Below are 21759 nucleotides of genomic sequence, written 5' to 3' on the forward strand. Positions count from 1 at the left end.
ACCGATCGGCGCCGCCGCTTCTACAGCGGCGGCCGGGCGGTGCTACGCGGCATACGGACTAGGAGGTTCACTGAGCATCAAAGCTCCACCTCCTGCTCTCGCTTCCACTGCCGGCCGGTCACACCGGATTGACCACGCGATCGCAGGATATCCTGCGGCGTCCGGTCGGCACGTCCCGGCCGAACGGCACCTCCGCCTTCCCCGCCGTGACCGGGCTCCAGCGCTTCGAAACATCGCGTGGCCCTTCGGCGCTCGTGCCGGCCCTCGCCACCGCGACGGCTTCTGCCCCCGCCCCTCTCCCCGTCGGCGCAACCATCGTCCGCATCGGGAAGAGCACATTCATCCCCCAAGCCGGGAACCCCCGCGGGTTCGACCGCGGGGGTTCCAGGTCGTCGACCACGCCACGACGACCTGGCCGAGCAGTACTGGGACATGCGAGCCTTGCTCCTCCAGCTCGGGCCCGCCCCGGTGCTGGTCACATGGACGGGTGCTGGGCAGCGGAGCGCGGGACCACGTTGATGTTGAACGTGTGGGACCCGAGCCCGTTTGCGATGCCCATGAAGAGCAAGGCGAAGTGTTCCTGCCCGCGTGCGGTGGAGATACCGCCGATGTCCAGCTGGGACGAAGGGGGCCAGCCCAGGTCGGTGAGCAGTCGCCCGACCGTGCTCTTGGCTTCGGCGGCGTCGCCGGAGAGGAAGACCGTGCTCGGACCGTCCAGACTTCCCGGAGCGGTCATCGCGGTGGAGTCCATGGTGCACAGCGTCTTGACGACGGGGGTCCGGGGGAAAGCTTCCTGGATCTGCTCGGCGAGGCTGCTGTTGGGGTGCGAAAGCTCGGTGTAGTCGTCCGAGAGGCCGATCCCGATGTCGATCAGCAGGGTACCGGCCAACGCCGGTGCCCCGATGGAGCGCAGCAAGTCCACGGAAACCGTTCCCGGCGTGGCGTTGACCAGCACCTCGGCATGGGCGGCAGTCTCGTTCAGGCCCGCTACGGACAGACCGAGGTCGGTCCGCTCCCTGGGACTGCGCGAGCCCAGGAGGACGTCGTGTCCTGTGACGCGCCACCCATGGGCCAGTGCTCGGGCGACGTTGCCGGTGCCCAGGATTCCTATGCGCATGATGTGAGTCAGGCCTTCTTTGTTGTTCGGTGTATCCGGCTGCGTACGCCGGTGAGGTCAGCGCCGCCCAGGCCGGTCAGGCCGATGCGAACGGCTTGGTCCATGTCGGATGCAGTGCCGAACACATCGGGCGGCGCGGATCGGTGGCGAGGGCGGGGGTCGTCGGCCCTGCCTGGAGTGCTGTTCAGGCGGCGAGGCGTCCGCGCTTGAGTGCGGAGGCGGTCTCGACGGCGCGGCGGGCCTGGAATTCGACTGCGGCGAGATTGGCGGAGGCCACGTTGTCCGGGCTGTTGTCGGAGATGCTGCTGGCGCCGTAGGGGTTGCCGTTGGCCGGGTCGAACTGGACGGGGTCGGCGAAGCCGGGCGGGACGATGATCGAGCCCCAGTGGTAGAAGGTGTTGTTCAACGCCAGGAGGGTGCTTTCCTGACCGCCGTGAGCAGTCGAGGTGGAGGTGAAGGAGGAGACGACCTTGTTCACCAGCTTGCCCTCCGCCCACAGGCCGCCGGTGGTGTCGATGAACTGCTTGAGCTGTGCGGCGGGCAGGCCGAATCGGGTCGGAGTGCCGAGGAGCACGACGTCGGCCCACTCCAGGTCGGCCGGCGTCGCCTCGGCGATGTCGGCGGTGGCAGCGGCGTGCTGGGCCCAGGCCGGGTTGCTCTCGATGACTGCGGCGGGCGCCAATTCGGCTACCTTCAGCAGCCGGACCTCCTCAGCGCCGGCCTTCCCGGCCGCTTGGGCGGCGGCCGTCGCCATGGTGTGGATGTTGCCGGTGGAGGAGTAGTAGATGACCGCGACGTTGATCATGGGGAACCTCGTCCTTCGATAGATGGTTTCGGTGTGGTCGGTGGTAGGTGACCGGCCGTGGGTGGCGGGTGTGGGTGGCGGGTGTGAGACTCGCCGGGGCAGGCGGAGCGGCGTCAGACGAAATAGCTGTCGTGGCGGAGGAAGAACTCCGTGCGCTCTTCCTCGCTGAGGTCGGCCAGCTGGGTGACGCCTTCGAAGTACTCCTCGCGCGGTGCGCCGGGGGCGAAGAGCATGAGCATGGAGGCGGGTTCGCCGGATTCGTTACGGAAGGCGTGCAGTCCGCCGACGGGTACGTACAGATAGTCGCCGGAGGTGACGTCCACCCAGCGCCGACCGTCGAACAGGCGCATGGTGCCGGACAGGATGAAGAACGACTCCGACATGGCCTTGTGGAAGTGCGTACCGGGTCCGCCGGCTTCCGGGCCCATGTCGACCCGGTACAGGCCGTATTCACCGCCGGTGGAGACGGTGGTGGACAAGTAGTGGTAGGCGGTGCCCCGGGGAGCATCGCAGCTGCCGGGATCGCCGAGGTCGCCCGGATCGCAGGTGGTGGTGGGCATGGAGACGAAGTCGGGCGCGGTGGTCGCGGGCCGGAAGGTGGCACTGATCTCGCCGTGCTCGCCGAAGTAGCGCGGATCGGGATAGGACACGGTTCCTCCTCGGACGTGCGGCAGGTCGGGCACAGGAACCCGAGCGGTAGGTAGCCGGGGCGGGCGTCGGCTTGGCCGTGGACGCGGAGTCATGGACAGCCGTGAGTGGCACCCCCGACACTTAGGTGAGAGCCGATTAAGTGAGTACTAAGCTAACATCAGTTGCGTGAGTGTCAACTAAATGAGTGCTCAGCTACCTGTGCGGGAGGACTCATGGCCGACGCAACGGAGCCGGCGGACGCGAGGCACCGACGAGCGCGTTGGACGCGGAGGCTGCGCCAGCCGCGGTGGAGGGGTCCGGGCGTACGACCTCCTGCGGCTGCTCGGCCGCGAGGGACGGCCGCCCCCGCTGCGGTAGGCATTCGCGGCGGACGGGCAGACGCGGGGCAACTGCAACGGCAAGCTGGGACAGCAGATCATGCAGGCATACGCCGACGGCGGTCTGCGTCCGCTGCGCGATCCGGTCGCGGCCCGACCCGGTGACGAGGACGGGGAGGCGGAGGACTGGCGGGGTGGCAGTGGAGCATCGCGACCGGCAGGAGGAGCGCGCCACCGTTGAACTGACGGCTGCCGGGTCAGGAGTCGCGCGACCGGCGTCCAATCAGGAGATGAGCAGGCGGAGGCCGAGGCCTGCTGCGTCGAGGTGGACGAGGTCGCTGTTGCGCTCGGCCCACCGGCCGGAGTCGAGGTCGTCGCTGAGGCTGCGCACCGCCCGCTGCTCTGCCTCAGGACCGACCCTCGTCCACACCGACGACGCACGGCGCACGTGATCCCCCGGATGCGCTGCCGGTCGGCGCCAGTCGGCCATCCCGGCAAGCGAGGGATATCCTGCGAGGACGGCGGCGAACTCGGGCAGGTGGTCGCGGTTGAGCCGGAACCGGTTCTGCCGTCCGGGCTCGTCGGTGTCGAACGTGAGCACCACCACACGGCGGGCCACACGCCGCATCTCGCGCAGCCCCGCTATCGGGTCCCCCCAGTGGTGAACGGTGAAGCCGAGCCGGCAGGCCGCTGCTCCCGCATGCCCGCCGATGGCTCCACCACGATCACGTCCCGACCAGCAGGCTCGTAGGAGCCGATGGCCAGGGTCCAGTGATCTTCCACGGCACCGACTGTGCAGCCTGACGTCACGTGAGGGTCATGAGCCGCACTCGCGGCAGCAGGAGCCGAAGCGCAGGCCCCGGCCGTACGCCGCGTCACGCCGGAAACCAACCTCCCTGGAGCAGAACTAGGAAACGTTCGCATGGACGGGCCCGGACCGTCGGGCAGGCGTCCTTGGTCGCCCGCCGAGCCCCGGGCCCGGCGGGCGACCGTGGCCCGGCGGGCGGGTCGAGGGCAGGAGACTCAGCGGGTCAGCAGGTCGCGGATCACCGCGGCGATCTCGTCGGGGGCCTCCTCGGCCATGAAGTGCCCCGCTCGGGTCAGCCGGTGGTCCAGGTCGGGCGCCCACGCCTTCCACACCCCGGCGGCGTCGTAGCCCAGTTGCGCGCCCCAGTCCTGTTGGACGACCGTCACGGGCATGGCCAGCTGCGACCCGGCGTCCAGGTCCGCTTGGTCGTGGGTGACGTCGATGCCCGCCGAGGCGCGGTAGTCCGCGACGATCGAAGTCACCGCTGCGGCGCTCGCCCGCAGATATTCGGCACGCACCTGCGGCGGTACGGCGGTCGGGTCGTCGGCCCAGGCGTCGAGGAAGGAGCCGAAGAACGCGTCCGCGCTGTTGGCGATCATCAGCTCCGGCAGGCCCGGCGGCTGCGCCATGAGGAACAGGTGGTAGCCGACCGCCGCCGAGACGCCGTGCAGGACGTTCCACATGTCGAGCGTCGGCACGATGTCGAGGATGCCCAGGTGCGTGAGGGTCTCGGGGTGATCCAGCCCTGCTCGGAAGGCGACCAGGGCGCCTCGGTCGTGGCCGACGAGGGCGAAGCGCTCGTGGCCCAGCGCCGTCGCCAGGTTCACGACGTCGGCTGCCATGGTGCGCTTGGCGTACACGTCGGGGTCGGTGGCCGCCGGCTTGTCGCTGGCGCCGTATCCCCGCAGGTCAGGGCAGATCACCGTGTGCTCGTCGGCGAGCCGTTCGGCGACGTGGCGCCACATCAGATGGGTCTGGGGAAAACCGTGCAACAGTACGACCGGGCTGCCGCTGCCGCCGACAGCGGCAGCCAGCTCCACACCGTTCGCGCCGGGCAGGCGGACATGCTCGAAGCCGGGAATGGTGAGCGTCATGAAAGGCCATCTCTTCTGGTGGGGATTGACGGGATCAGCCTGGGCGACGGCGATCAGCAGCCGATCAGTACGGTTGGGCGCGGCCGGCCCCCGGCGCAGAAGATGGGGGTATGCGAATCGACGTGCTCGGTGCCGTGCGGGCCCTCCGCGACGACGGCACCCCGATTGACCTGGGCGGACCCCGCCATCGCGAGGTACTGGCCCGGCTCGTCGCCGCCGAGGGGCGGATGGTCACCACCGACAGCCTGGTCGACGACCTGTGGACCGACCCGCCGGTCCGCGCCGTGGGCGCTTTGCGTACGTTCGTCGCCGCGCTGCGCCGGGCTCTCGAACCCGACCGGCCGCCCCGCAAGCCGCCCCGCGTCTTGGTCACCGAGGGTCCCGGCTATGCGCTGCGCCTGCCGCGCGAGGATGTGGACGTCCATCGGTTCCAGGACGTTCTGGCCCGTGCCCGGCGCGACCCCGACGCGGTGACGGACCTCGGCGAAACACTCGCGGCCTGGCGCGGACCCGCCTACGCCGACGTACTCGACTCCGCGTGGGCACAGCGCGAGCGGACCCGGCTGGAGGAGCTGAGGTTGGAGGGGGTGGAACTGCGCGCCCGTATCCTCCTCGACTCCGGGGAAGGGGCCGAACTCATCGCCGAACTGGGTACCCACGTCGCCGAACATCCGTGGCGCGAGCCGGCCTGGGGGCTGCTCGCCCGCGCGCTCCACCGCGCGGGCCGCCAGGCCGACGCGCTGGCCACCCTTCGCCGGGCCCGCGCGATGCTCGTCGACCAACTCGGGCTCGACCCCGGTGCCGATCTGCAGCGCCTGGAGACGGACATTCTCAACGGGTCCACACCCCTGGAGGGCTCCCGCACCGCGTGGACCGGCCCTGGGGTCCGGCTCGGCCCGCGCACCACCGTGGATCTGGCCCGCACCCTCGCGCTGGCGGGTGGCGACGCCCTCGTCCACTCGCGGCGCGACCGCCTCGCCGCGATCGAGGCGGCAGAGCGCACCGGAGACTGCTCCCTGACCGCCCGGATCATCGGCGCCTACGATGTGCCCGCCATCTGGAGCCGGGCCGACGACCCCGAGCAGTCCCGCGCCGTCGTGGCGGCTGCCGAGCGCACGCTCACCGCGCTCGGCCCCGACGGTCCCGCCGACCTGCGTGCCCGCCTCCTGGCCACGGTCGCCGTCGAGAGCCGCAGCGCCGATCTGTCCGGGAGCCAGCTGCAACGCGCGCAGCAGGCGGCGCGACAGGCCGAGGCGCTGGCAAGGGACCTGGCCGATCCGGCCCTGCTGGTGTTCGCCCTCAACGGGGTGTTCCTGCAATCCTTCACCCGCCCCGGGCTCGCGGCAGTACGGGACACGATCGGCGCGGAGATGCTCGACGTGGCCACCCGGCACGAGTTGCCGAACTTCGCCGTACTCGGCCGACTCGTCCGCCTGCAGTCCGCCTCAGCTCTCGGCGACCTCGACGCCGCCGCCTCGCACGCCGAGGCCGCCGAACAGCTCGCCGCCACCACAGAGGCGCCACTCGTCTCCGTCCTCACCGAGTGGTTCCGGGCCCGGGTCACGGCCGCCCGCAGCACCGAACCCGGCGGACCGACCGCCGCCACGGCCGCAGCGCACTACCGCGCTGCCGAGGACGCCCTCCGGACGGCCGGAATGCCGGGGCTGCACCGTGGCCTGTTCCCGCTCGCCCTGCTGGGACTGCGCCTGCTGCACGACCGGCCCGCGCCCACCGACCCACACCTCGACTGGGGCCCGTACCGGCCCTGGGTACTGCCCCTTGTGCTGCTCGCCCAAGACCGGGTCGAGGAGGCCCGTGCCGCCCTCGCGGCAGCGTCCGAACCACCGTGTGACCACATGCAGGAGGCTCTGTGGAGTCTGACCGCGCACGCCGCCGTACGTCTGGGCGAGCGCGCGATCGCCGCACGCGCCGCGACCGCCCTGCGCGATGCCCGCGCAGAGCACGCCGGCGCCGCCAGCGGAACGCTGACCCTGGGCCCTGTGGCGCGGTACCTGGCGGAGGCGGAAGCGTGCGCCGGGGCGAAGTGAGAACGCGACCGCCTCACCCGAACCGCGCGGGGCACGGCCAAGCGCTCGGTACGCAGGGGGAACTGAACGCGGCCGAGGAAATCGACTGGTCGCGGGCCTGTGGGGACGGCTCCCACAAAGGTCATCACCACCGCGGCCAACGTCCCCGGCCCACGGCCGGGGACCACACCATGCACGGCGACGAAGCAGGTTCCTTCCCGGCCAGGACACGCTGGCCGGGGCTTCCGACGTCTCGAACCTTCGAGTGACTACCGCATCTGGAGACTGCGGCGCATGAACGCGTCGATGTAGCTGATGGCGACGCGGCGCTGCTGCGCCTCGGTGAGCCGGCGCGCGGCGGGAGCGCCGTCGCGGTCGGTACACCAGCCGGGCTGCTTGTCGACCTGCACGGCGTCATCGAATGCGGCGACCTGACCGCTTTGAGGGGACCACTGTGTGTTGAAGAAGTTGTGGTTCGCACCCTGGACGCGGAGCCGGCGGAAGCCGTACCGGTTCCCGGCTGCGGCTTCGGCTGCGAAGGTCAGCGCCTCCTCGCCGACCTGCCCGTCGCAGCTACCTCGCAGGACGGCCAGCGGAAGGCGGGTGACGGTGTACTCGGCCATGTTCTCGGTCATCACGTTGTAGGCGGGCGCCACCGCCACCGCCGCTGTGACGCGGACACCGGCGGGCCACCGGCTGCGGTGTCTGTCGGCTGCCTGCCAGGTGACCGCCGCTCCGGCCCTCGAATGCCCGACGATGCCGACGTTCTTCATGTCCAGATGGTGAGCGAAGGGGACGTTCTCCCGCTGGCCGGTCGCCGCATGCCTGAACGCGCCGGCCAGGGCTCCGGTTCCGGCGCGGTCGATTCGCTGCCACAGCTTCAGGTGCCGGTTGATGAGATCGGCTCGGGCAGCCGCGTTGTCGTCGCCCCAAACCGAGGAGGCGTTGATGCCGTTGGCGCTGAGGGACACCACCACGAACCCCCGGCTCGCCAGGCGTCGGCTCAGGTAGTCGTATCCCCGGAAACTGGGCAGGGCGGGAGTTCCGGCCGCGCACGGCCAGCTGAACAGCTTCTTGCTCGCTGCCGTGTAGGCGTCCGTGTCATCTGCTTGCTCCGCGGCCGTGCGCGCCGCTTCCGCCTCGGGGTCGGCGCACGTCTCGTGCCATCCATGGAGCAGGACGACCAGTGGGTGACGGCCATGGGCCAGGTCGGCGGGATAGCGCACCGCGCCCGCCATTTCGACCGGCTCGCCGGTTCCCGGGAGGCGGTAGACCTCGTCCCCCAGGTCGTAGGTGACCGACGCGGTGGGCTGGGCAGCGGCGCCTTTCGTCGTGCCGGGCGCCGTCTCCGGCTCGGCGTTCGCCGTCCCCGTACTGCCGACCGTGGCAGCCGCCAGGACGAGCGCGGACAGCCAGGTCCGAAAGCGAGCGGATCTGCGGTTGACCAGGGTGTGCGGACGGTGTTTCACGATGCTCTCCGGTGGAAGGGGACGCGCCACGCCCGGGGCGTGACCGGGGGCGGGTGTTCAGGGGTCAGCGGGACCGGGAGAAGGAAGCGACGACGAACTTCTCCACACGGGCGCGCAGCTTCGCCCCGGAGGCCCCCGCGCGCCGGATCATGTCCGTACCGTGATATCCGCTGGGATCGATCACCAGCTTCTTGTCCTTCGCGGCGGAAGCCGCGTACACCTTCCGGGCTTCCTCTTCGATATTGCCGTTCATGTCACCGGGGGAAGCCACCAGGAGGGTCGGCGCCTTGATCTTCTTCACCGCCGCCAGGGCATCGACGCCGCCGCACCGGGCCGGAGAGGACATCATCAACAGTCCCGTCACACGCAGCGGTGTGTCGAGGCCGGCGACGGCTGCGGTGGTACCGCCGCACGAGGCGCCGCCGAGAAAGACGCGTTCGGCGCCCACGCGCCGCAGTTCCGCCAGGGCCGCGCGGGCATCCCGGTCGATGTGCTCGTTGTCCGCGCTCTTCTGGGAGGCACCGTGGTTGCGGTACTCAGGTATCACGACGTGATAGCCCTCGGCTGCCAGTTTCTTCCCGATATCGAGGAACGAGCAGACGCTGTATCCCTGCTCATGGTCGAGGAGCACGCCGTCCGGTCCGCTCCCGAGCACCAGGGCGGACAGATGGACCCCGTCGCTGGTCGTGAGAGTCGTGGCCCTGTCCCTCAGGTCCTTGGGCACACAGCTGTTGGCGAGATGGCCGCGGGCCGTGCGGACCGTTCGGTCGGGCCAGCTGGGCGTGTAGCGGACCGGATCGTGGTCCGGCGGCGACTCGGGAGCCCGGCTGTGGGCGCCATCCTCCGTCCGGGCGGGGGAGCTTCTTCCCCCATGTGACGCCTTGTTGCCGCCGGACTCGGCGGCCGGGCTGGAACATCCGGTCACCACGCTCAGCCACGCCAACGCCGCCACGGCGACGACTCCTGGTTTCCTCACGGTCTTCCTCGGATCTCGCGGGTGCGTGGACGCCTTGCGGGCAGGGCCTCCACGTCACAGGCCGGTCTACGTTTTCCGCCTTACGCCCTGACAGACGTGCGGCTCCGCCCGAGGTTGCAGTAGGGCTGCCGACGAGGGCTGTCCCCCGGTGACCGCACCCGGGGCCGCCACGGGAAAAGGCGTCGAGAGCGACTGGTGGGCGACGCTCCTGCAACCTGCGGCGCCTTTGCACGTCTTTCATCGCGAGAGGGCCCGTTCCCAAGGCCCTGAACAGCACGATCCATCCGACAGGTTTGCCCTTATGCCAGAAATGATCTGCGGGAAGGTGCGCTACGACCGCGTCCCGCCAGCACCCGCCCATCCCCCCGACGAAGCGGCTCCTCGGCCTCCTGAGGAAGGACGAGTTGTTCAAAGACGGGGCCGGTGCCGTTTCCCGGCTGTGGGGGTCGGGTGCTGACCGCCGGTGCCGCCTTGCACGACGACGCCCTCCCCCGCGGCGGGTGGCGGTGGCTGCTGTCCCGCCTCTCCCAGGGCCGCGGCGGAACCGCCTCCCGGGGCCGGCCTCACAGCGCGGCTTCGGACGAGATCGTCATGCTGTACCGCCACCGCAGGCTCGACCTCGTGCGCCTGGCGGTACTCCTGGTCGACGACGTCCCCACGGCCGAGGACGTCGTCCAGGAGGCATTCGCCGCCCTCTACCGCCGCCACGGCGACGGACTGGACAGCGTCGCCGACCCCGAGGCGTACGTACGGCGCAGCGTGGTCAACGCCTCCCGGTCCGTGCTGCGCAGGCGCCGTACGGTGCGCGCGTATGTGCCCCCGCGTGTGCTGCCCACGCCGCCGCCGGAAGAAGAGGTCTTCCTCAAGGAAGAGCACCAGGAGGTGCTGGCGGCGCTGAGACTGCTCACCGTGCGACAGCGGGAGGTCCTTGTGCTCAGGTACTGGTCGAACATGTCGGAAGCGGACATCGCCGCGACGCTGGGGCTGTCCCGCGGTGCGGTGAAGTCCACAGCGAGCCGAGCGCTTGCCGCTCTGGCCAGAAGACTGGAGCAGACGCCGTGACAGCCGTCGAGGATCGCCTCCGTGCCGCACTCAGTGCCCGGGCCAACCAGGTCACGGAAGTCGGGCCGTCCCGTCGTCCACCGGTCGGGCGCCGGACGGGCGTGCGCACTGGGCTGCGAAAGGCCGCGGTAGTCGCCCTGGTCGCGGTGGTGGCGACCGTCGTGCTCGTCCTGCCGCATCTGCTGTCCCACGACGATCCGCCGAGGCCGGCGAACACGCCGCCGGCCTCACCCCCGAGCGTCAGCGGATCTCCCGCTCCTCCGACGGCGGAGACCCCGGCGCCGGTCGCCCCGCGGAGAGAGTAGCCCGCTCGGCACCGACGGCCCTGGCCGCTGTGCCGTACCTTGTCCCGCCCCCGCACCTTCCGCACCGCGCCTTCCGAAGAGGACCGAGAACCGGGGCGGCCCGAGCAGTGGCGGAGGCGCGCTCACCGCCTCCGGTCCCCAGCTGCGACCACCCGCACACGCCGTGCGCCCATGCGCCCGTGACATCGACCACGCGATAAGAGGGGCATGGGTCATGGTGCGCCAGGAGGCCCGAGACGACGTGCACGAGGCGCTCGTCCGAATCGCTCGGTGCGTGACCCTCACCCAGGGACTCCCTGCATTCCGGCAGGACTCCGTAGGCGAGCGACACGAGCCGCGTCCGTCTCTCCGTCGCCGCCACGGCGCGAACACACGCAGGTCACCGCACTCCTCCCTGCGAAAGACCGGCCATGATTTGTGGCTCCTGCCGGGGCGCGCAGAACATGGCTGGTCAGGGGCCCAGCCCCTAAGAAGCTGTCACGCGGTCACCTGGCTGGGCCGACCCCTTCTTCGGTCGCCGTCGCCGCCGACTGCTTCCGCTGTGCCACGCTGCGCAGTTCGGCCGGGTCGACCAACTGCGCGACCGGGGCGGTGGAGCTGAGGAACAGCACTTCCTCGCCGTCTTCCATCTGGTCCAGCAGCCGGTCGCGACCGAGAAGGCCGGGCCTCGGGGGCCCGGCCCGCTCGGCTCTCCCGGCTCTCCCGGCTCTTCAAAAGGGTGCCGGAAGCGCGTCCTACGTGTCGGCCGCAAGGATCACAGCATCAGGTCCAGGTACCACTGCCCATGCTCGTCCTGCCAACAGGCGTAGCCGACGTAGTCGTTCGAGTCCCACCGGACCATGTTCTCGCCCCACGACCTGCACTCGTCGATGCTTCCCACCTTGTAGGTCGCGTCGGCGATGCCGTCCCCGGGCTTGCCGGGGCCGTCGGCCGCGAGAGCGGGTCCGGCGGCCACGCCCGAGAAGGCGGCGACGCCGGCCACGACGAGGGCTGCCTTCGTGAGCTTCTTACGCATGTATCTCCTCGTGAGGTAATGCCTGACCGTACGAGGGGTTCGATGGCCGACCGGGGGCAAAAGTTCACGCCGGACGGAAACTTTTCTCGACCTGTGCGCATCTGCGCGAGCCACGAAGGCAGCAAGGCAGCCAGACAGCCAGGCGATGAGCGACCGGGCGACAACAAGGGATCGCAACCGCGACGTCGCCACCAGCGCGCTCCGCCACGGCAGGCGACCCGCTCCGTGGGAAAGGGCTTCCGCGCAGTCGCTTCCGATCCCCTCGCCGCCCCTGAGCCGGGAGTCGAGCGGGCGCGTCGACGTCGGGCCGGTGCTCGCCCTCCCCGGTGCCCCCGTCGGCCGCCGGGGCGCGTTCGGGATTGACGGCGTCCTCGTCGTCGCGGCCCGCCGTCTCCCCGCCGTGCTGCGCTCCCGAGGCCGTACGACTCCGACCGCGGAAGAGATCGCCCGGCCTGCCAAGGCCGCCGAACGGGTCCTCCTCCCGCGTAAGCGCTGTGCCCGCCCCTGCGCCGTACGCGCACGCTGTCCGGCTCGTGGCTCCACGGAGCCGGAGCGCGGCGGAGGTCCCGCTCCCTCGTGCCACCCCCACCTCGGACGCGGCGGGGTTGTCAGCCGGGCGCCACGACGTCCGCTTGGGCAATGAGCATGTCCAAAAGCGAGAGCAGCGCGCCACGCACGTCGTCCCGGGAGCGGGCATCGAGCATGAGGACGGGTGTGTTCGGCTCACGCAGATGCAGCGCCGCTCGGATCTCCTCGGCGGTGTACGGCTGTTCGCCGTGGAAGCAGTTCGCGCCGACCACGAACGGAAGTCCTCGGTTCTCGAAGAAGTCGACGGCCGGGAAGCTGCGGTCGAGGCGCCGTGTGTCGACCAGCACGATCGCCCCGAGGGCCCCGTTCAGAAGGTCGTCCCACATGAACCAGAAGCGCTCCTGGCCCGGTGTGCCGAACAGGTAGAGGACGACCTGTGCGTCGGGGAGGGTGATGCGGCCGAAGTCCATCGCGACGGTGGTGACCGCCTTGGACTCGATGCCGTCGAGGTCGTCGATGCCGACGCCCGCGCTCGTCAGCCGCTCCTCGGTGCGCAGCGGCTCGATCTCGGAGACCGTCTCGACCAGGGTCGTCTTGCCGACTCCGAATCCCCCGGCGATGAGGATCTTGACGGGGTTGGCTTCCTGGGCAGGGGCGTCATATCCGGGCAAGGTTGTCCCTGATTCTCATGAGCAGGTGGACATTGCTGGTCTCGGTTGCCTCCAGGGGCGACCGGTGTTCGATCAGCCCCCGGTCCGCGAGCTCACCGAGAAGAAGCGTCGTCGGAGTGAGACGCATATGCATGCGCGCCGCGATCTCGGCGACTGCCAGGCCGCCCGGCGGCGGACACATGGCGAGGACGGCCTGCCACTCGGTGGGCAGACCGGCGTGACCGTCCGCGACGGGCACCGCCGTGACGGTGGTCTCCATGGTGAGGACGGTGTGGGTAGCCGCCGTACGTCCATCGGTCAGCGCGTACAACCGCGTCCGGCGGCGGCCACCCTGTCGCGGCTCGAGCTCGTCCGCCATTACGACGGCTGCGTCCCGCTGCGCTCAGGCGTGCTCAGCCACTCACCGAGCGCCTGGGCAGTCCGCACGGCTTCACCGCCCAGCTCCCCGAGCCGCGCCTTGCGGGAGGTCACCACGATGAGTGTGCTGCCCTCCCCGCACCCGACGATGCAGAGATAGCTGTCATCCATCTCGACCAGCTGGCGAATCACCCGGCCGCCGTCGACCTCTCTGGACAGCGCCTTCATGGTGGCCGCGATACCGGAGGCGGCGGCGGCTACGCGCTCCGCCCGGTCCCGTTCCATCTCGTACGAGCTGAGCCTGATCCCGTCGTTGGACAGGAGTACGGCTCCCTGGACGCCGGCAATCCTGCTCAGGTTGTTGTCCAGGACGCTGTAGATCATGTCATTCGTTGTCGTCATGGCTGATCCTGTCGGAGCTCTTGTTCCACCATCTGGGTGCCGTGTTCGTAATCCGCCCAGGCGTCGGCCACCTCTTCGGGCGTCGCCGCGTCCTGACGGGCGTCGGTCTCTGCTGCACTCGGCGTGCGGAGCTGCTCGGCGATGTGGGCCTGCGGGACCCGCTCGGGGAGGGCGGGCTTCTTCGTGTCTCCGTCCCGTGTCACGGGCAGGGCCGGAGGCTCGCTCTCCACCGGCCGGTCGGGCGAGCGCGCCGGCGTCCCACGGCTGGGCAGTCCGGTCTCGGTGTGCAGGACCAACCCGGACTTGCGCTCGTCCTTGCGCTCGTCGGGAAGGACCGGTGCCGGAGCGGACGGCGCCGACGCGCGCCGCTCTTCTGTGCCCGCCCGGGCTTCTGCCCCGACCGATTCGGTCGGCACCAGCAGTCGCTCGGGAAGGACCACCACGGCCGACGTCCCCCCGTACACCGAGCGGCGCAGCGTCACCGTGGCGCCGAGCTGTTCGGCGAGATGGCCGACCACGAAGAGTCCGAGCCGGTGCGCGTTCTCCGCCAGGACGGAGTACGGCGGAGCCGAGTGCAGACGCCCGTTCATTTCCTCGTAGGTCGCGGCGGTCACCCGGGGTCCGCGGTCCTCGATCTCCACCGACAGACCGTCCGTCACCAGTTCGGCACGTACGACCACCTTCGACCTGGGCGGGGAGAACCGGGTGGCGTTGTCCAGGAGTTCCGCCAGGAGGTGGCTGATCTCGCTGATCACCCGCGGTGTCACGCTGATCTCGTCCAGGGACTGGCGCTCGATCCGCCGGAAGTCCTCGACTTCCGCGGCGGCCTCACGCAGCAGGTCGGCGACGCGCATGGGCTCGGTGTGCGGGTCGGGGATCTCGCCGCCCGCCAGGATGAGCAGGTTCTCGATCTGCCGCCGCATACCCACCGTCAACTGGTCGGATCGCATCAACCGGGCGAGCAGCTCCTCGTCATGGCCGAAGGTGTCCTGCAGTTCGTCGGTGAGGGCCAGCTGGCGGCTGACCAGGTTTCCGGTCCGCGAGGCGATGCCCGCGGCGAACATACCGAAGCCCCGCCGCTCGGCCGCGAGTTGTGCGTGTCCGTCCACGGATACGGAGACGACCCGGGCGAACGCGTCGCTGATACGTCCCACCTCGTCCTGGTCTCCACTCACCGCGGGCAGCGCGTCGTCGTCGACGGGCTGTCCGCGCTGAAGCCGGGCCACGACACCCGGCAGCGTGTCCTCGGCGATGGCCACCGTACGCCGGTGCAGAGCGCGCAGACGGTGGAGCACGGAGCGGGTGGTGAGCACGATGACGGCCACCACGGCGAGCACGGCTCCGCCGTTTCCGACGATCAGCCAGATGGCCTCGTTCTCCAGGTCCGCAGCCTTCGCGTCGGCGCGTGCGATCACGGCGCGCGCCTGCTTCACATTGAGCGCGTCAAGGCGCCCCACGAACTGTTCGTGCGCGGCCTGCCAGTCGTCGATCTCCCTGGGCAGCTTGATGCCGGACGCGACGTTCCGGTGGTCGGAGATGACCGCGTTCTCGATGCGGACCTTCGTCTTCCAGGCGTCCGAGCCGAGGATCTGGTTGTAGTCCGCTCTGTCCTCGGCCGTCAGATACGGCTCGACCCACTCGGAGTACTGGTACCGCTGGGAGCCGACCGAGTCGACGAATTCGGTGAACGCGGAGGGGCTTATCTGCCTGGACGGCCCGGCCAACAAGAGGACGGCGGTCTCGCGCGACACCATCTCGGACACCGAGAACATCGTGACGACCAGGCCGCTCTCCTGGATGAACTCGGCATCCTGCGCGTGGCTGAAATCGTCCTGATACAGGTGAATGATGTGGTCGATCAGGCCGGAATAGTAGCCGATCGTCCGTTCCGCGCCTCCGCTGCGGGCGTCCGCGCGCTCGCGGTACGCGGCCAGGTTCGCGAGATCGCGTTTCAGCTTCGCGAGGAGACTCTGGTCCTCGCGCCGCTCGGCCGGGACCCCGTCCGCCGATCGGATCAGTTCGTCCACGGCCCGGTCCGTGGCCGCGCGTTGGTCGCGCAGCTCGTCCTTGGAAACGGAGCCGCCCGCCCACCGTGCGGCGGTCGCGGTCCGCTCGGCCTGCACTTCGACCATCAGCCTGGACAGGGGTACGCCGACCCGCTCACCGACCGCCACGTCGGTGCGCAGATGGTCCGACTCCTCCAGCAACGGCTGTGCGGTCAGGAAGACTTGGGCGCTCATGGCCAGGATGGGGACGATTGCCAGCCAAATGAGCAGTGTGCGCAGGCGCACGGTACGGCGCCGACGAGTCGTCGACTGCCCTCGCGGGCCTTCGGGTTCTATGGGAGCCATCAGTCCTCGGGAGCGGTGAAACAGCGGGTACGGCTCAACGGCCGAGACCGGACGCGGTCCTGGGGTGCGGACCGGGGGAAGTCCGGTTTCGGCTTCGGCACGGCGTGGGGGATGACGATGATAACCAGCCATCCCGAAGAAACGGAGAGATGACTTCCGTCGACAGCATGTGGTACGGCGACGGAGAAGTTGCACGCCGGAGCCCGATTCGAAACCCAACCGAGATGTCCAGCCATCCCGGCCGCCCCGCACGGCGAGACCCCCCTGTTCTGCCGTGGCCATCCCATTGACCCACGGCTCGAACCAGCCCGCCTCCGCAGTAAAGCAGCTGCGCAGGCAGCGCGCCGCCAGCAGCGCCACGCCCTCGCTCGGCGGGTGGCTCCAGAAGAGGCTCGGCGGTAACTCCAGCCGTGCGGTGCGTGGGGGGGGGTGTCGTGCAACGGCACCACGTCGGTGCAGTCCGGCACCCGCGTGCAGGAGCACAGCAGCAGTGCCGAGGCAATCGTGCGGCAGGCGCTACAGTCCGCCGGCTGCTCCGGCAGACCTTCGGCCTCGGCGAAACGCCGGCCGTGACCGCTACCGAGGTCACCCTGCTCGAAATGTCTTTCGATCAGCAGCGCCACTGCCCCGCTCATCACCCCCGGCGAACCATGCCGGTCACAGCACCAGGGCTACCCTTCGTCGGAGGTGGTGGGGCGTGTCCGGCCGGGCTCGGGCGGCTCGGCCCGTTGGGCGCGAAGGTGCAAGACGTCCCCGATGAGCAGGTCGTACACCAGTACCCCGATTACTCCTCCGACCAGCGGCCCGACGATCGGAATCCACCAGTAGCCGCTGAACGAACCGGGCATGCTGCCCGGAAATGCCAGGTCCTTCCAACCCGCCATCCAGGTGAACAAGCGCGGGCCGAAGTCGCGGGCCGGGTTGATGGCGTATCCCGCGTTGGCCCCGAAGGACATGCCGATGGCAGCCACCACGAACCCGATCATCAGCGGGCCGAGATTCGCCTTCACGGCCGTGTTGCGCAGGTCGATGATCGCCACCACCAACATGACCAGGAAGGCGGTGCCGACGACCTGGTCGACCAGAGGCCCCCAGATCCCGCCATGGAAGTACGGCGCCGGGAACGTGCCGAAGATGGAGAACGACGCGAGTGTGTGCCCGCCCGTCTTGGGGCCCTTCATGGCGGCATCGAAGGTGTCGATGGCGTCGTGGTACACCGCGTAGACCAGCGCCGCCCCGGCCAAGGCACCGAGCACCTGCGACGCCCAGTAGGGGACGACCTTCGCCCAGGGGAATTTACGCCGAACAGCGAAACCCAGCGTCACTGCCGGGTTGATGTGGGCCCCGCTGACGCCGCCGGCCACGTAGATACCCAGCGCCACGGCCATTCCCCAGCCCCACGTGATCAGCAGCCAGTCCCCGGCGCCGAGAAAGAACGTCGTGGGCCCTGAAGTGCGCCCTGATCCCGGCAGCGCCGCGACCGCCATCGCCACCACGCCGCAGCCGAAGGAGACGAGGACAAACGTTCCCAGGAACTCCGCCAGACATTCACCCCACAGGCCTCCGCGGCGCTTCAGCCGAGAGGACTTCAGCAGGGGCTGGATTTCGACGGCCATGTGATCCTCCCACACTCGTCCGGTCGCGTCCTGGCACAGCTGCCCGCGCCGTGATGCGGCGGATACGGGAGGCACGGGCCTGCTTTCCCGCCACCCTTCTCGCGTCAACCGCGTCGCCACAGTAAATCCGCGCCGCGGCGACCGCGACTCGACATGTGCGGGCAGAAACAGCGCAACAGCCCGCGTGAGGCTGCCGGTCAGGAGTCCGGCGATGGCGGGCGCAATCCGTGGCGGCGGGTCTTTCCCGGACTCGCCGCAGGCCGGTGCTGCTCCAGAAGGCTCCGCAAGCTGATCGGGCAGGGGCGGCCTAAGCTCCGTGCATTCCCACGAACACCCCCACGACGGCTGCCCCTGCACCGACCACCCAGCCGGTGAACACTCGCAGCCCGGTCCCGTACAGCCCGCCCTGCGTCAATTTCAGGAGCTCGTGCCCGAAGATGCTGAACGTTGTAATGGCTCCACCCAAGAGCACCAACATCGGACTGGGCAGGTCGTTGGCGACCACCTTCCCCAGAAAGACGCCCAGCGCGATACAGCCGCTGAAATTGACCGCAAAGGCGGCCCACGGAACAGGTTCGCCGGGCCACACCTTGAAGAGCCCCTTTTCGAGGCCGAAACGCAATGCGGCTCCGCCCACCGCCCCCAAGAGCATCATCAGTGGCATCACGGGGCGCATTCCTCTCAGCATGGTTCCGGAGGGGGTGGGGAAATCTGCGGAACGGGCGGCCTACCGACATGGAGTGTGGCCGACTGATGGGCTCCGGGCGGAGCTGCGATGGCGATCGGATCGAACATTCACCTGAAAGGTCGACCGCCAGGGAAGCCGAGTCGGGTGGCGCCGGTCTTGTTGCGCAGCCGGCCGGTCTCCTCGCTGTTCAGCGTGAAGTGGTGGAAGACCTTGCCCAGGCCCCAGATCCCGCGCCCTCCCAGCGGCCTCCTGCATGGACCTCAACCCGTCGCCGGGGCCTTTCGCGTTCACTCGTTCAGCTCAACGACCGCGTAAGCCACGGCCACGGCCGGGTCCGGGTGGCACCGGCCAGGGGACGGACCGTGCCTGCTCCGCGGATGAGCACCACGCGAGAAGAAGCACGAGGCGCTGCTCGACACCTGCGATGTCAAGCCTCGGCTGCACGACCACGTTGCGCTGGAACCCCAGGACAGGTGGATCAGGGATGAGCGTCACGAGTCTTCGTTGCTGGTAGCGGCTCGGTCTGTGGGCAGGGAGCAGTCGGTGGGCACGGGGCGAGGGAGGGCTCTTGCCGTTCGATGTCCCCCAGCGCCGCGTTGTTCCCCAGGGCTGCGTTCGCTGCTCGCCCGGGCTGCTCCGGGAGTTTCGGGTTCAGGGAGGCCTCGAAGGGCCAGCCATGCCAACAGCGGCATCGCGGCGAGCGGCAGAAGTGCCGTGTGCAGCGTTGTGTGGTCGGCGAGCAGGCCCAGCAGCGGTGTGAAGACGCCACCGACGGATATGGCGAGTCCGAGGGTGACGCCGCTGGCCGTACCGGCGTTCCTGGGCAGATAGTCCTGAGCCAGAGTGACCTGCAGGGAGAACGGGACGTAGAGCCCGACGGCGGTCAGCACGATGAAGGGGTAGATCAGCCCACCGGGAGCCAGGAGGAGCAGGCCGACCGACGCTGCGGCACCGATGTAGGACCATCTGCTCACAACGATGCGGTCCCAGCGTCCGGCAAGCCTCCCTCCGAGGAGGGTCCCGACCGCGCCACCGGCGTAGAGCGCGAAGACGGCCGCCGAACCGGCAACACTTCCGGTGACCTTCTGCTGCGCGTAGAGGGCGACGAACGTGCTCAGACCGACGAAGACGATGGAGCGGCAGGCCACCGCCACCGTCAGTCGTCCGAAGGAGCGCCAGTCCTGGCGGCGCGTGCGGGGTGCTGTCTCGCTCCGGGAAGCCGGCCGAGAAGTCCGGCCGAGGTGGCGGATCACGGGCACGCATGTCAGCACGCCGATGGCTGCCGGTGCGAGCAGCAGGGGTGTGAACCGTAGCCCGCCCGACGCCGCCACTGCTGCGACCATCAGTGGGGCCGCCGCGAAGCCCAGGTTCCCGCCCAGCGAGAACCAGCTCATCGCACGGTGGCTTCCAGCACTCGCCGTCCGGGCCAACTGCGTGGAGACGGGGTGGTAGGCGGCGATCGCGATCCCGGCGAGAGCGATGAAGACCAGGGTCGGACCGTACTCGCCCACGATCCCGCTGACGGCGATCCCGACCCCGCTGATCGCGGTGCTCACCGGCAGCAGCCACGGCATCCGCCTCCGATCGCTCAGCGCGCCGAAGGCCGGCTGAGTCACTGAGGACAGGAGCGAGGCGGCGGTGACGATGCCTGACGCGGCCGCGTATTCGTAGTGCCGCTCGGCGATGAACAGGGGAACCAGGGCCGCAACTGAGCCCTGGTAGACGTCGACGCAGGCGTGCCCGATGCACAGCAGGATGATGATGTTCCGTTGCATGCGGATCATCCTTGAGGCTGTCACCTCGCGGCGGGTATCGATAATCTGCCGGGTAATGCCTCCAACCGGCCACTCCTGGTCGAGTCGGTCCGGACCCCCGGGCAGTGGTCCGGGGCGGAGGTCCGGACCGAGCAGCGCGGCGGTGTCTCATGACAGCGGTGATTCATCAACGAGTTGCACCCACCAGGTCACAAGTCCTGAGCCCAGGGTCGTGCATCGCTGCACATCGGCATGAGGAAGACCAGGTGGTCTACTCGAGCCGAGGCATCCTGGCGATCCGAACCCCGTCGGGCTCGTGGATCGCTCCCCCGGATCGTGCGATCTGGGTGCCTGCCGGAGTTGCACACGAGCACACTGCTTACGGGTCGGTCGAACTCCGTCTGGTCGGGATGCGCGGGACGCGTATCTGCACCGGTGCGCTCGGTACGGGTCGGCCGGAAGTCCTTCGAGTGACACCTTTGCTGCGGGAACTGATCAAGGAATGCGCCGGTGACGAGAACGCCGAGCAGCCGGAGCGCCGAAGGATGCGTGCGGTCCTGCGGGACCAGCTGGCCGTCGCGGAGCCGTTGCCCGGTTTCCTGCCCGCGCCAACGGCACCGGTACTCCGCGACGTCGCCGGCCTCTTCCTCGCCGACCCGGCGGAGCCCCGCACACTCGCGGAGTTGGGCCGGGCCGTAGGGGCGAGTGAACGCACGCTCTCGCGTCTGTTCAAGGCCGATGTCGGGATGAGCTTTTCGCAGTGGCGAGTGCGACTGCGCTTGCACCACGCGCTGACGTTGCTGGCTGACGGGCTTCCCGTCACAACGGTTGCGCACCGGTGTGGCTGGTCGTCGGCCAGCGCGTTCATCACTGCGTTCAAGACTGCGTTCGGCTACACGCCGGGGAGCCGTGTCCGTTGAGCCGGAGGCCGGCCATCGCGCGGTCCGAACGTCATCAGTGCCTCGACGTCGTCGGCCGGCGTCCCGACGTAATCGTCGAGCCACTGCTCGACTCCGGGCAGGGCGGAGCGCCGTGCCGTCTCCCAGATCAGCTTCTCCCTGTCCAGCGAAGTGTGGCGCAGTGTGATGGCGCCGTCGTGCAGCAGAGCCCAGTGGGCGCCCGCCCGACCGTACGGGAGGCCGACGCTGCCCGGGTTGACGACGGTCCGTCCGGCCGCCAGCCGCATGAACGGCATATGGGTGTGGCCGCAGACGACGGTGGAGACGTACGGTGGAACGTCCTCGAAGACCTCCTTCCACCGCTCGATGCGGCTGTCGACGAGCACGACCTCCTGGTCGTCGCGGGGCGTCGCGTGACAGAACAGGACGGGACCGAAGCCGTCGATCTCCATGGTCACCTGCTCCGGCATGGCGTCCAGGAGCTGCTGGTGGTGGGGCCGCAGCTGCTCTGCTCCCCAGACCGACACGGGGTCGTCGTCCAGGCCCACGTCGACACCACGTGACATCTGCAGCAGCTCGCGGTCGGCGTTGCCACGTAGGAGGACCGCTCGGTCGCCGAGGCTCACCAGCCGGTCCAACACCTCGGCAGGCTCCGGCCCCCAGACGTGGTCCCCTGTCACGGCGATCAGATCCGCGGAGACCACCGCAGGCTCTGCGAGCACCTGATCGAGCGGTTCGAGCATCCCATGGATGTCGGACAGGACTGCCACCGTTCTCACCATTTCCGGAATCCTTCCGCGCGTAGCGCCACAGCAGACGTCACCTGCTGACAGTAGGGAAGCAGATC

19 protein-coding genes and 1 pseudogene are annotated in these 21759 nt (G+C 69.6%); 3 read left to right on the top strand and 17 right to left on the bottom strand.

Features of this window, described 5'->3' with window-relative positions; translation table 11 throughout:
* Positions 1-475: 475 nt before the first annotated feature.
* From JW613_RS13745 to JW613_RS13765, 5 genes and pseudogenes are all read right to left on the bottom strand, one after another.
* Positions 476-1117, bottom strand: coding sequence for an NADPH-dependent F420 reductase (locus JW613_RS13745; RefSeq protein WP_209211087.1), 642 nt, complete (start codon positions 1115-1117; stop codon positions 476-478).
* A 184-nt stretch (positions 1118-1301) separates the two neighbouring features.
* Positions 1302-1922 carry an NAD(P)H:quinone oxidoreductase gene (wrbA, locus tag JW613_RS13750; RefSeq protein ID WP_209211088.1) on the bottom strand — a complete coding sequence of 207 codons (621 nt, stop codon included), beginning with the start codon at positions 1920-1922 and terminating at the stop codon, positions 1302-1304.
* 113 nt (positions 1923-2035) lie between these two features.
* Positions 2036-2572, bottom strand: coding sequence for a cupin domain-containing protein (locus tag JW613_RS13755; RefSeq protein ID WP_307865885.1), 537 nt, complete (start codon positions 2570-2572; stop codon positions 2036-2038).
* A 601-nt stretch (positions 2573-3173) separates the two neighbouring features.
* Positions 3174-3646: pseudogene (locus JW613_RS13760) on the bottom strand (MerR family transcriptional regulator); the annotation flags it as partial.
* A 267-nt stretch (positions 3647-3913) separates the two neighbouring features.
* Complete coding sequence (locus JW613_RS13765; RefSeq protein WP_209211090.1) at positions 3914-4792, bottom strand: alpha/beta fold hydrolase; 879 nt, start codon at positions 4790-4792, stop codon at positions 3914-3916.
* Between the two features lie 110 nt (positions 4793-4902).
* On the opposite strand from JW613_RS13765, the gene JW613_RS13770 reads away from it, so the two are divergent.
* Positions 4903-6840, top strand: a complete 1938-nt coding sequence (locus JW613_RS13770; RefSeq protein WP_209211091.1) for an AfsR/SARP family transcriptional regulator — start codon at positions 4903-4905, stop codon at positions 6838-6840.
* A 248-nt stretch (positions 6841-7088) separates the two neighbouring features.
* Here JW613_RS13770 and JW613_RS13775 read toward each other — a convergent pair whose 3' ends face one another.
* On the bottom strand, positions 7089-8288 hold the full coding sequence (locus JW613_RS13775; protein ID WP_307865886.1) for an alpha/beta hydrolase: 1200 nt from the start codon (positions 8286-8288) through the stop codon (positions 7089-7091).
* A 64-nt stretch (positions 8289-8352) separates the two neighbouring features.
* The gene (locus JW613_RS13780) at positions 8353-9264 is read right to left on the bottom strand and encodes an alpha/beta hydrolase family protein (protein ID WP_209211092.1); all 912 of its coding nucleotides are present in this window, start codon (positions 9262-9264) and stop codon (positions 8353-8355) included.
* Between the two features lie 450 nt (positions 9265-9714).
* Between JW613_RS13780 and JW613_RS13785 the strand changes: the two genes are divergently transcribed.
* A complete protein-coding gene (locus JW613_RS13785; RefSeq protein ID WP_209211093.1) occupies positions 9715-10326 on the top strand; it encodes a SigE family RNA polymerase sigma factor in 612 nt (203 codons plus the stop codon).
* Between the two features lie 790 nt (positions 10327-11116).
* Here JW613_RS13785 and JW613_RS13790 read toward each other — a convergent pair.
* The 9 genes from JW613_RS13790 to JW613_RS13830 form a co-directional block, all read right to left on the bottom strand.
* The gene (locus tag JW613_RS13790) at positions 11117-11260 is read right to left on the bottom strand and encodes a hypothetical protein (RefSeq protein WP_209211094.1); all 144 of its coding nucleotides are present in this window, start codon (positions 11258-11260) and stop codon (positions 11117-11119) included.
* Between the two features lie 125 nt (positions 11261-11385).
* Positions 11386-11646, bottom strand: coding sequence for a hypothetical protein (locus tag JW613_RS13795; protein WP_209211095.1), 261 nt, complete (start codon positions 11644-11646; stop codon positions 11386-11388).
* Positions 11647-12254: 608 nt separating this feature from the next.
* Entirely contained in the window at positions 12255-12845 is a 591-nt protein-coding gene (locus JW613_RS13800; RefSeq protein ID WP_209211096.1) for a GTP-binding protein, read from the bottom strand.
* Positions 12832-13203: a DUF742 domain-containing protein gene (locus JW613_RS13805; RefSeq protein ID WP_209211097.1), complete on the bottom strand. Its 372-nt coding sequence runs from the start codon at positions 13201-13203 to the stop codon at positions 12832-12834. Before JW613_RS13805 ends, JW613_RS13800 begins: the two co-directional genes overlap by 14 nt.
* Complete coding sequence (locus JW613_RS13810) at positions 13203-13604, bottom strand: roadblock/LC7 domain-containing protein (protein ID WP_209211098.1); 402 nt, start codon at positions 13602-13604, stop codon at positions 13203-13205. Before JW613_RS13810 ends, JW613_RS13805 begins: the two co-directional genes overlap by 1 nt.
* Positions 13601-15844: a sensor histidine kinase gene (locus JW613_RS13815; RefSeq protein WP_245225584.1), complete on the bottom strand. Its 2244-nt coding sequence runs from the start codon at positions 15842-15844 to the stop codon at positions 13601-13603. The genes JW613_RS13810 and JW613_RS13815 overlap by 4 nt, the downstream gene beginning before the upstream one ends.
* Before the next feature lie 782 nt (positions 15845-16626).
* Positions 16627-17571: an MIP/aquaporin family protein gene (locus JW613_RS13820; protein ID WP_209211100.1), complete on the bottom strand. Its 945-nt coding sequence runs from the start codon at positions 17569-17571 to the stop codon at positions 16627-16629.
* A gap of 307 nt (positions 17572-17878) precedes the next feature.
* Positions 17879-18235, bottom strand: a complete 357-nt coding sequence (locus tag JW613_RS13825; protein ID WP_209211101.1) for a FluC/FEX family fluoride channel — start codon at positions 18233-18235, stop codon at positions 17879-17881.
* 515 nt (positions 18236-18750) lie between these two features.
* Positions 18751-20034: an MFS transporter gene (locus tag JW613_RS13830; RefSeq protein ID WP_209211102.1), complete on the bottom strand. Its 1284-nt coding sequence runs from the start codon at positions 20032-20034 to the stop codon at positions 18751-18753.
* A 458-nt stretch (positions 20035-20492) separates the two neighbouring features.
* Between JW613_RS13830 and JW613_RS36580 the strand changes: the two genes are divergently transcribed.
* A complete protein-coding gene (locus tag JW613_RS36580; protein ID WP_307865887.1) occupies positions 20493-20933 on the top strand; it encodes a helix-turn-helix transcriptional regulator in 441 nt (146 codons plus the stop codon).
* Here the strand turns inward: JW613_RS36580 and JW613_RS13840 are convergent.
* Positions 20906-21694, bottom strand: a complete 789-nt coding sequence (locus JW613_RS13840) for a metallophosphoesterase family protein (RefSeq protein ID WP_209211104.1) — start codon at positions 21692-21694, stop codon at positions 20906-20908. The two genes, JW613_RS36580 and JW613_RS13840, sit on opposite strands and share 28 nt — an antisense overlap.
* Between the last annotated feature and the right edge of the window lie 65 nt (positions 21695-21759).

The sequence above is a fragment of the Streptomyces smyrnaeus genome (assembly GCF_017676345.1).
In the GTDB taxonomy this organism is placed as follows: Bacteria; Actinomycetota; Actinomycetes; order Streptomycetales; family Streptomycetaceae; genus Streptomyces; species Streptomyces smyrnaeus.

Bases quoted from the DNA above. Each gene is read 5' to 3' on its own strand.
- JW613_RS13745 (WP_209211087.1), bottom strand. From the start codon at position 1,117: ATGCGCATAGGAATCCTGGGCACCGGCAACGTCGCCCGAGCACTGGCC.
- wrbA (WP_209211088.1), bottom strand. From the start codon at position 1,922: ATGATCAACGTCGCGGTCATCTACTACTCCTCCACCGGCAACATCCAC.
- JW613_RS13765 (WP_209211090.1), bottom strand. From the start codon at position 4,792: ATGACGCTCACCATTCCCGGCTTCGAGCATGTCCGCCTGCCCGGCGCG.
- JW613_RS13770 (WP_209211091.1), top strand. From the start codon at position 4,903: ATGCGAATCGACGTGCTCGGTGCCGTGCGGGCCCTCCGCGACGACGGC.
- JW613_RS13790 (WP_209211094.1), bottom strand. From the start codon at position 11,260: ATGGAAGACGGCGAGGAAGTGCTGTTCCTCAGCTCCACCGCCCCGGTC.
- JW613_RS13795 (WP_209211095.1), bottom strand. From the start codon at position 11,646: ATGCGTAAGAAGCTCACGAAGGCAGCCCTCGTCGTGGCCGGCGTCGCC.
- JW613_RS13805 (WP_209211097.1), bottom strand. From the start codon at position 13,203: ATGGCGGACGAGCTCGAGCCGCGACAGGGTGGCCGCCGCCGGACGCGG.
- JW613_RS13810 (WP_209211098.1), bottom strand. From the start codon at position 13,604: ATGACGACAACGAATGACATGATCTACAGCGTCCTGGACAACAACCTG.
- JW613_RS13815 (WP_245225584.1), bottom strand. From the start codon at position 15,844: ATGAGCGCCCAAGTCTTCCTGACCGCACAGCCGTTGCTGGAGGAGTCG.
- JW613_RS13820 (WP_209211100.1), bottom strand. From the start codon at position 17,571: ATGGCCGTCGAAATCCAGCCCCTGCTGAAGTCCTCTCGGCTGAAGCGC.
- JW613_RS13825 (WP_209211101.1), bottom strand. From the start codon at position 18,235: ATGCCACTGATGATGCTCTTGGGGGCGGTGGGCGGAGCCGCATTGCGT.
- JW613_RS13830 (WP_209211102.1), bottom strand. From the start codon at position 20,034: ATGCAACGGAACATCATCATCCTGCTGTGCATCGGGCACGCCTGCGTC.
- JW613_RS13840 (WP_209211104.1), bottom strand. From the start codon at position 21,694: ATGGTGAGAACGGTGGCAGTCCTGTCCGACATCCATGGGATGCTCGAA.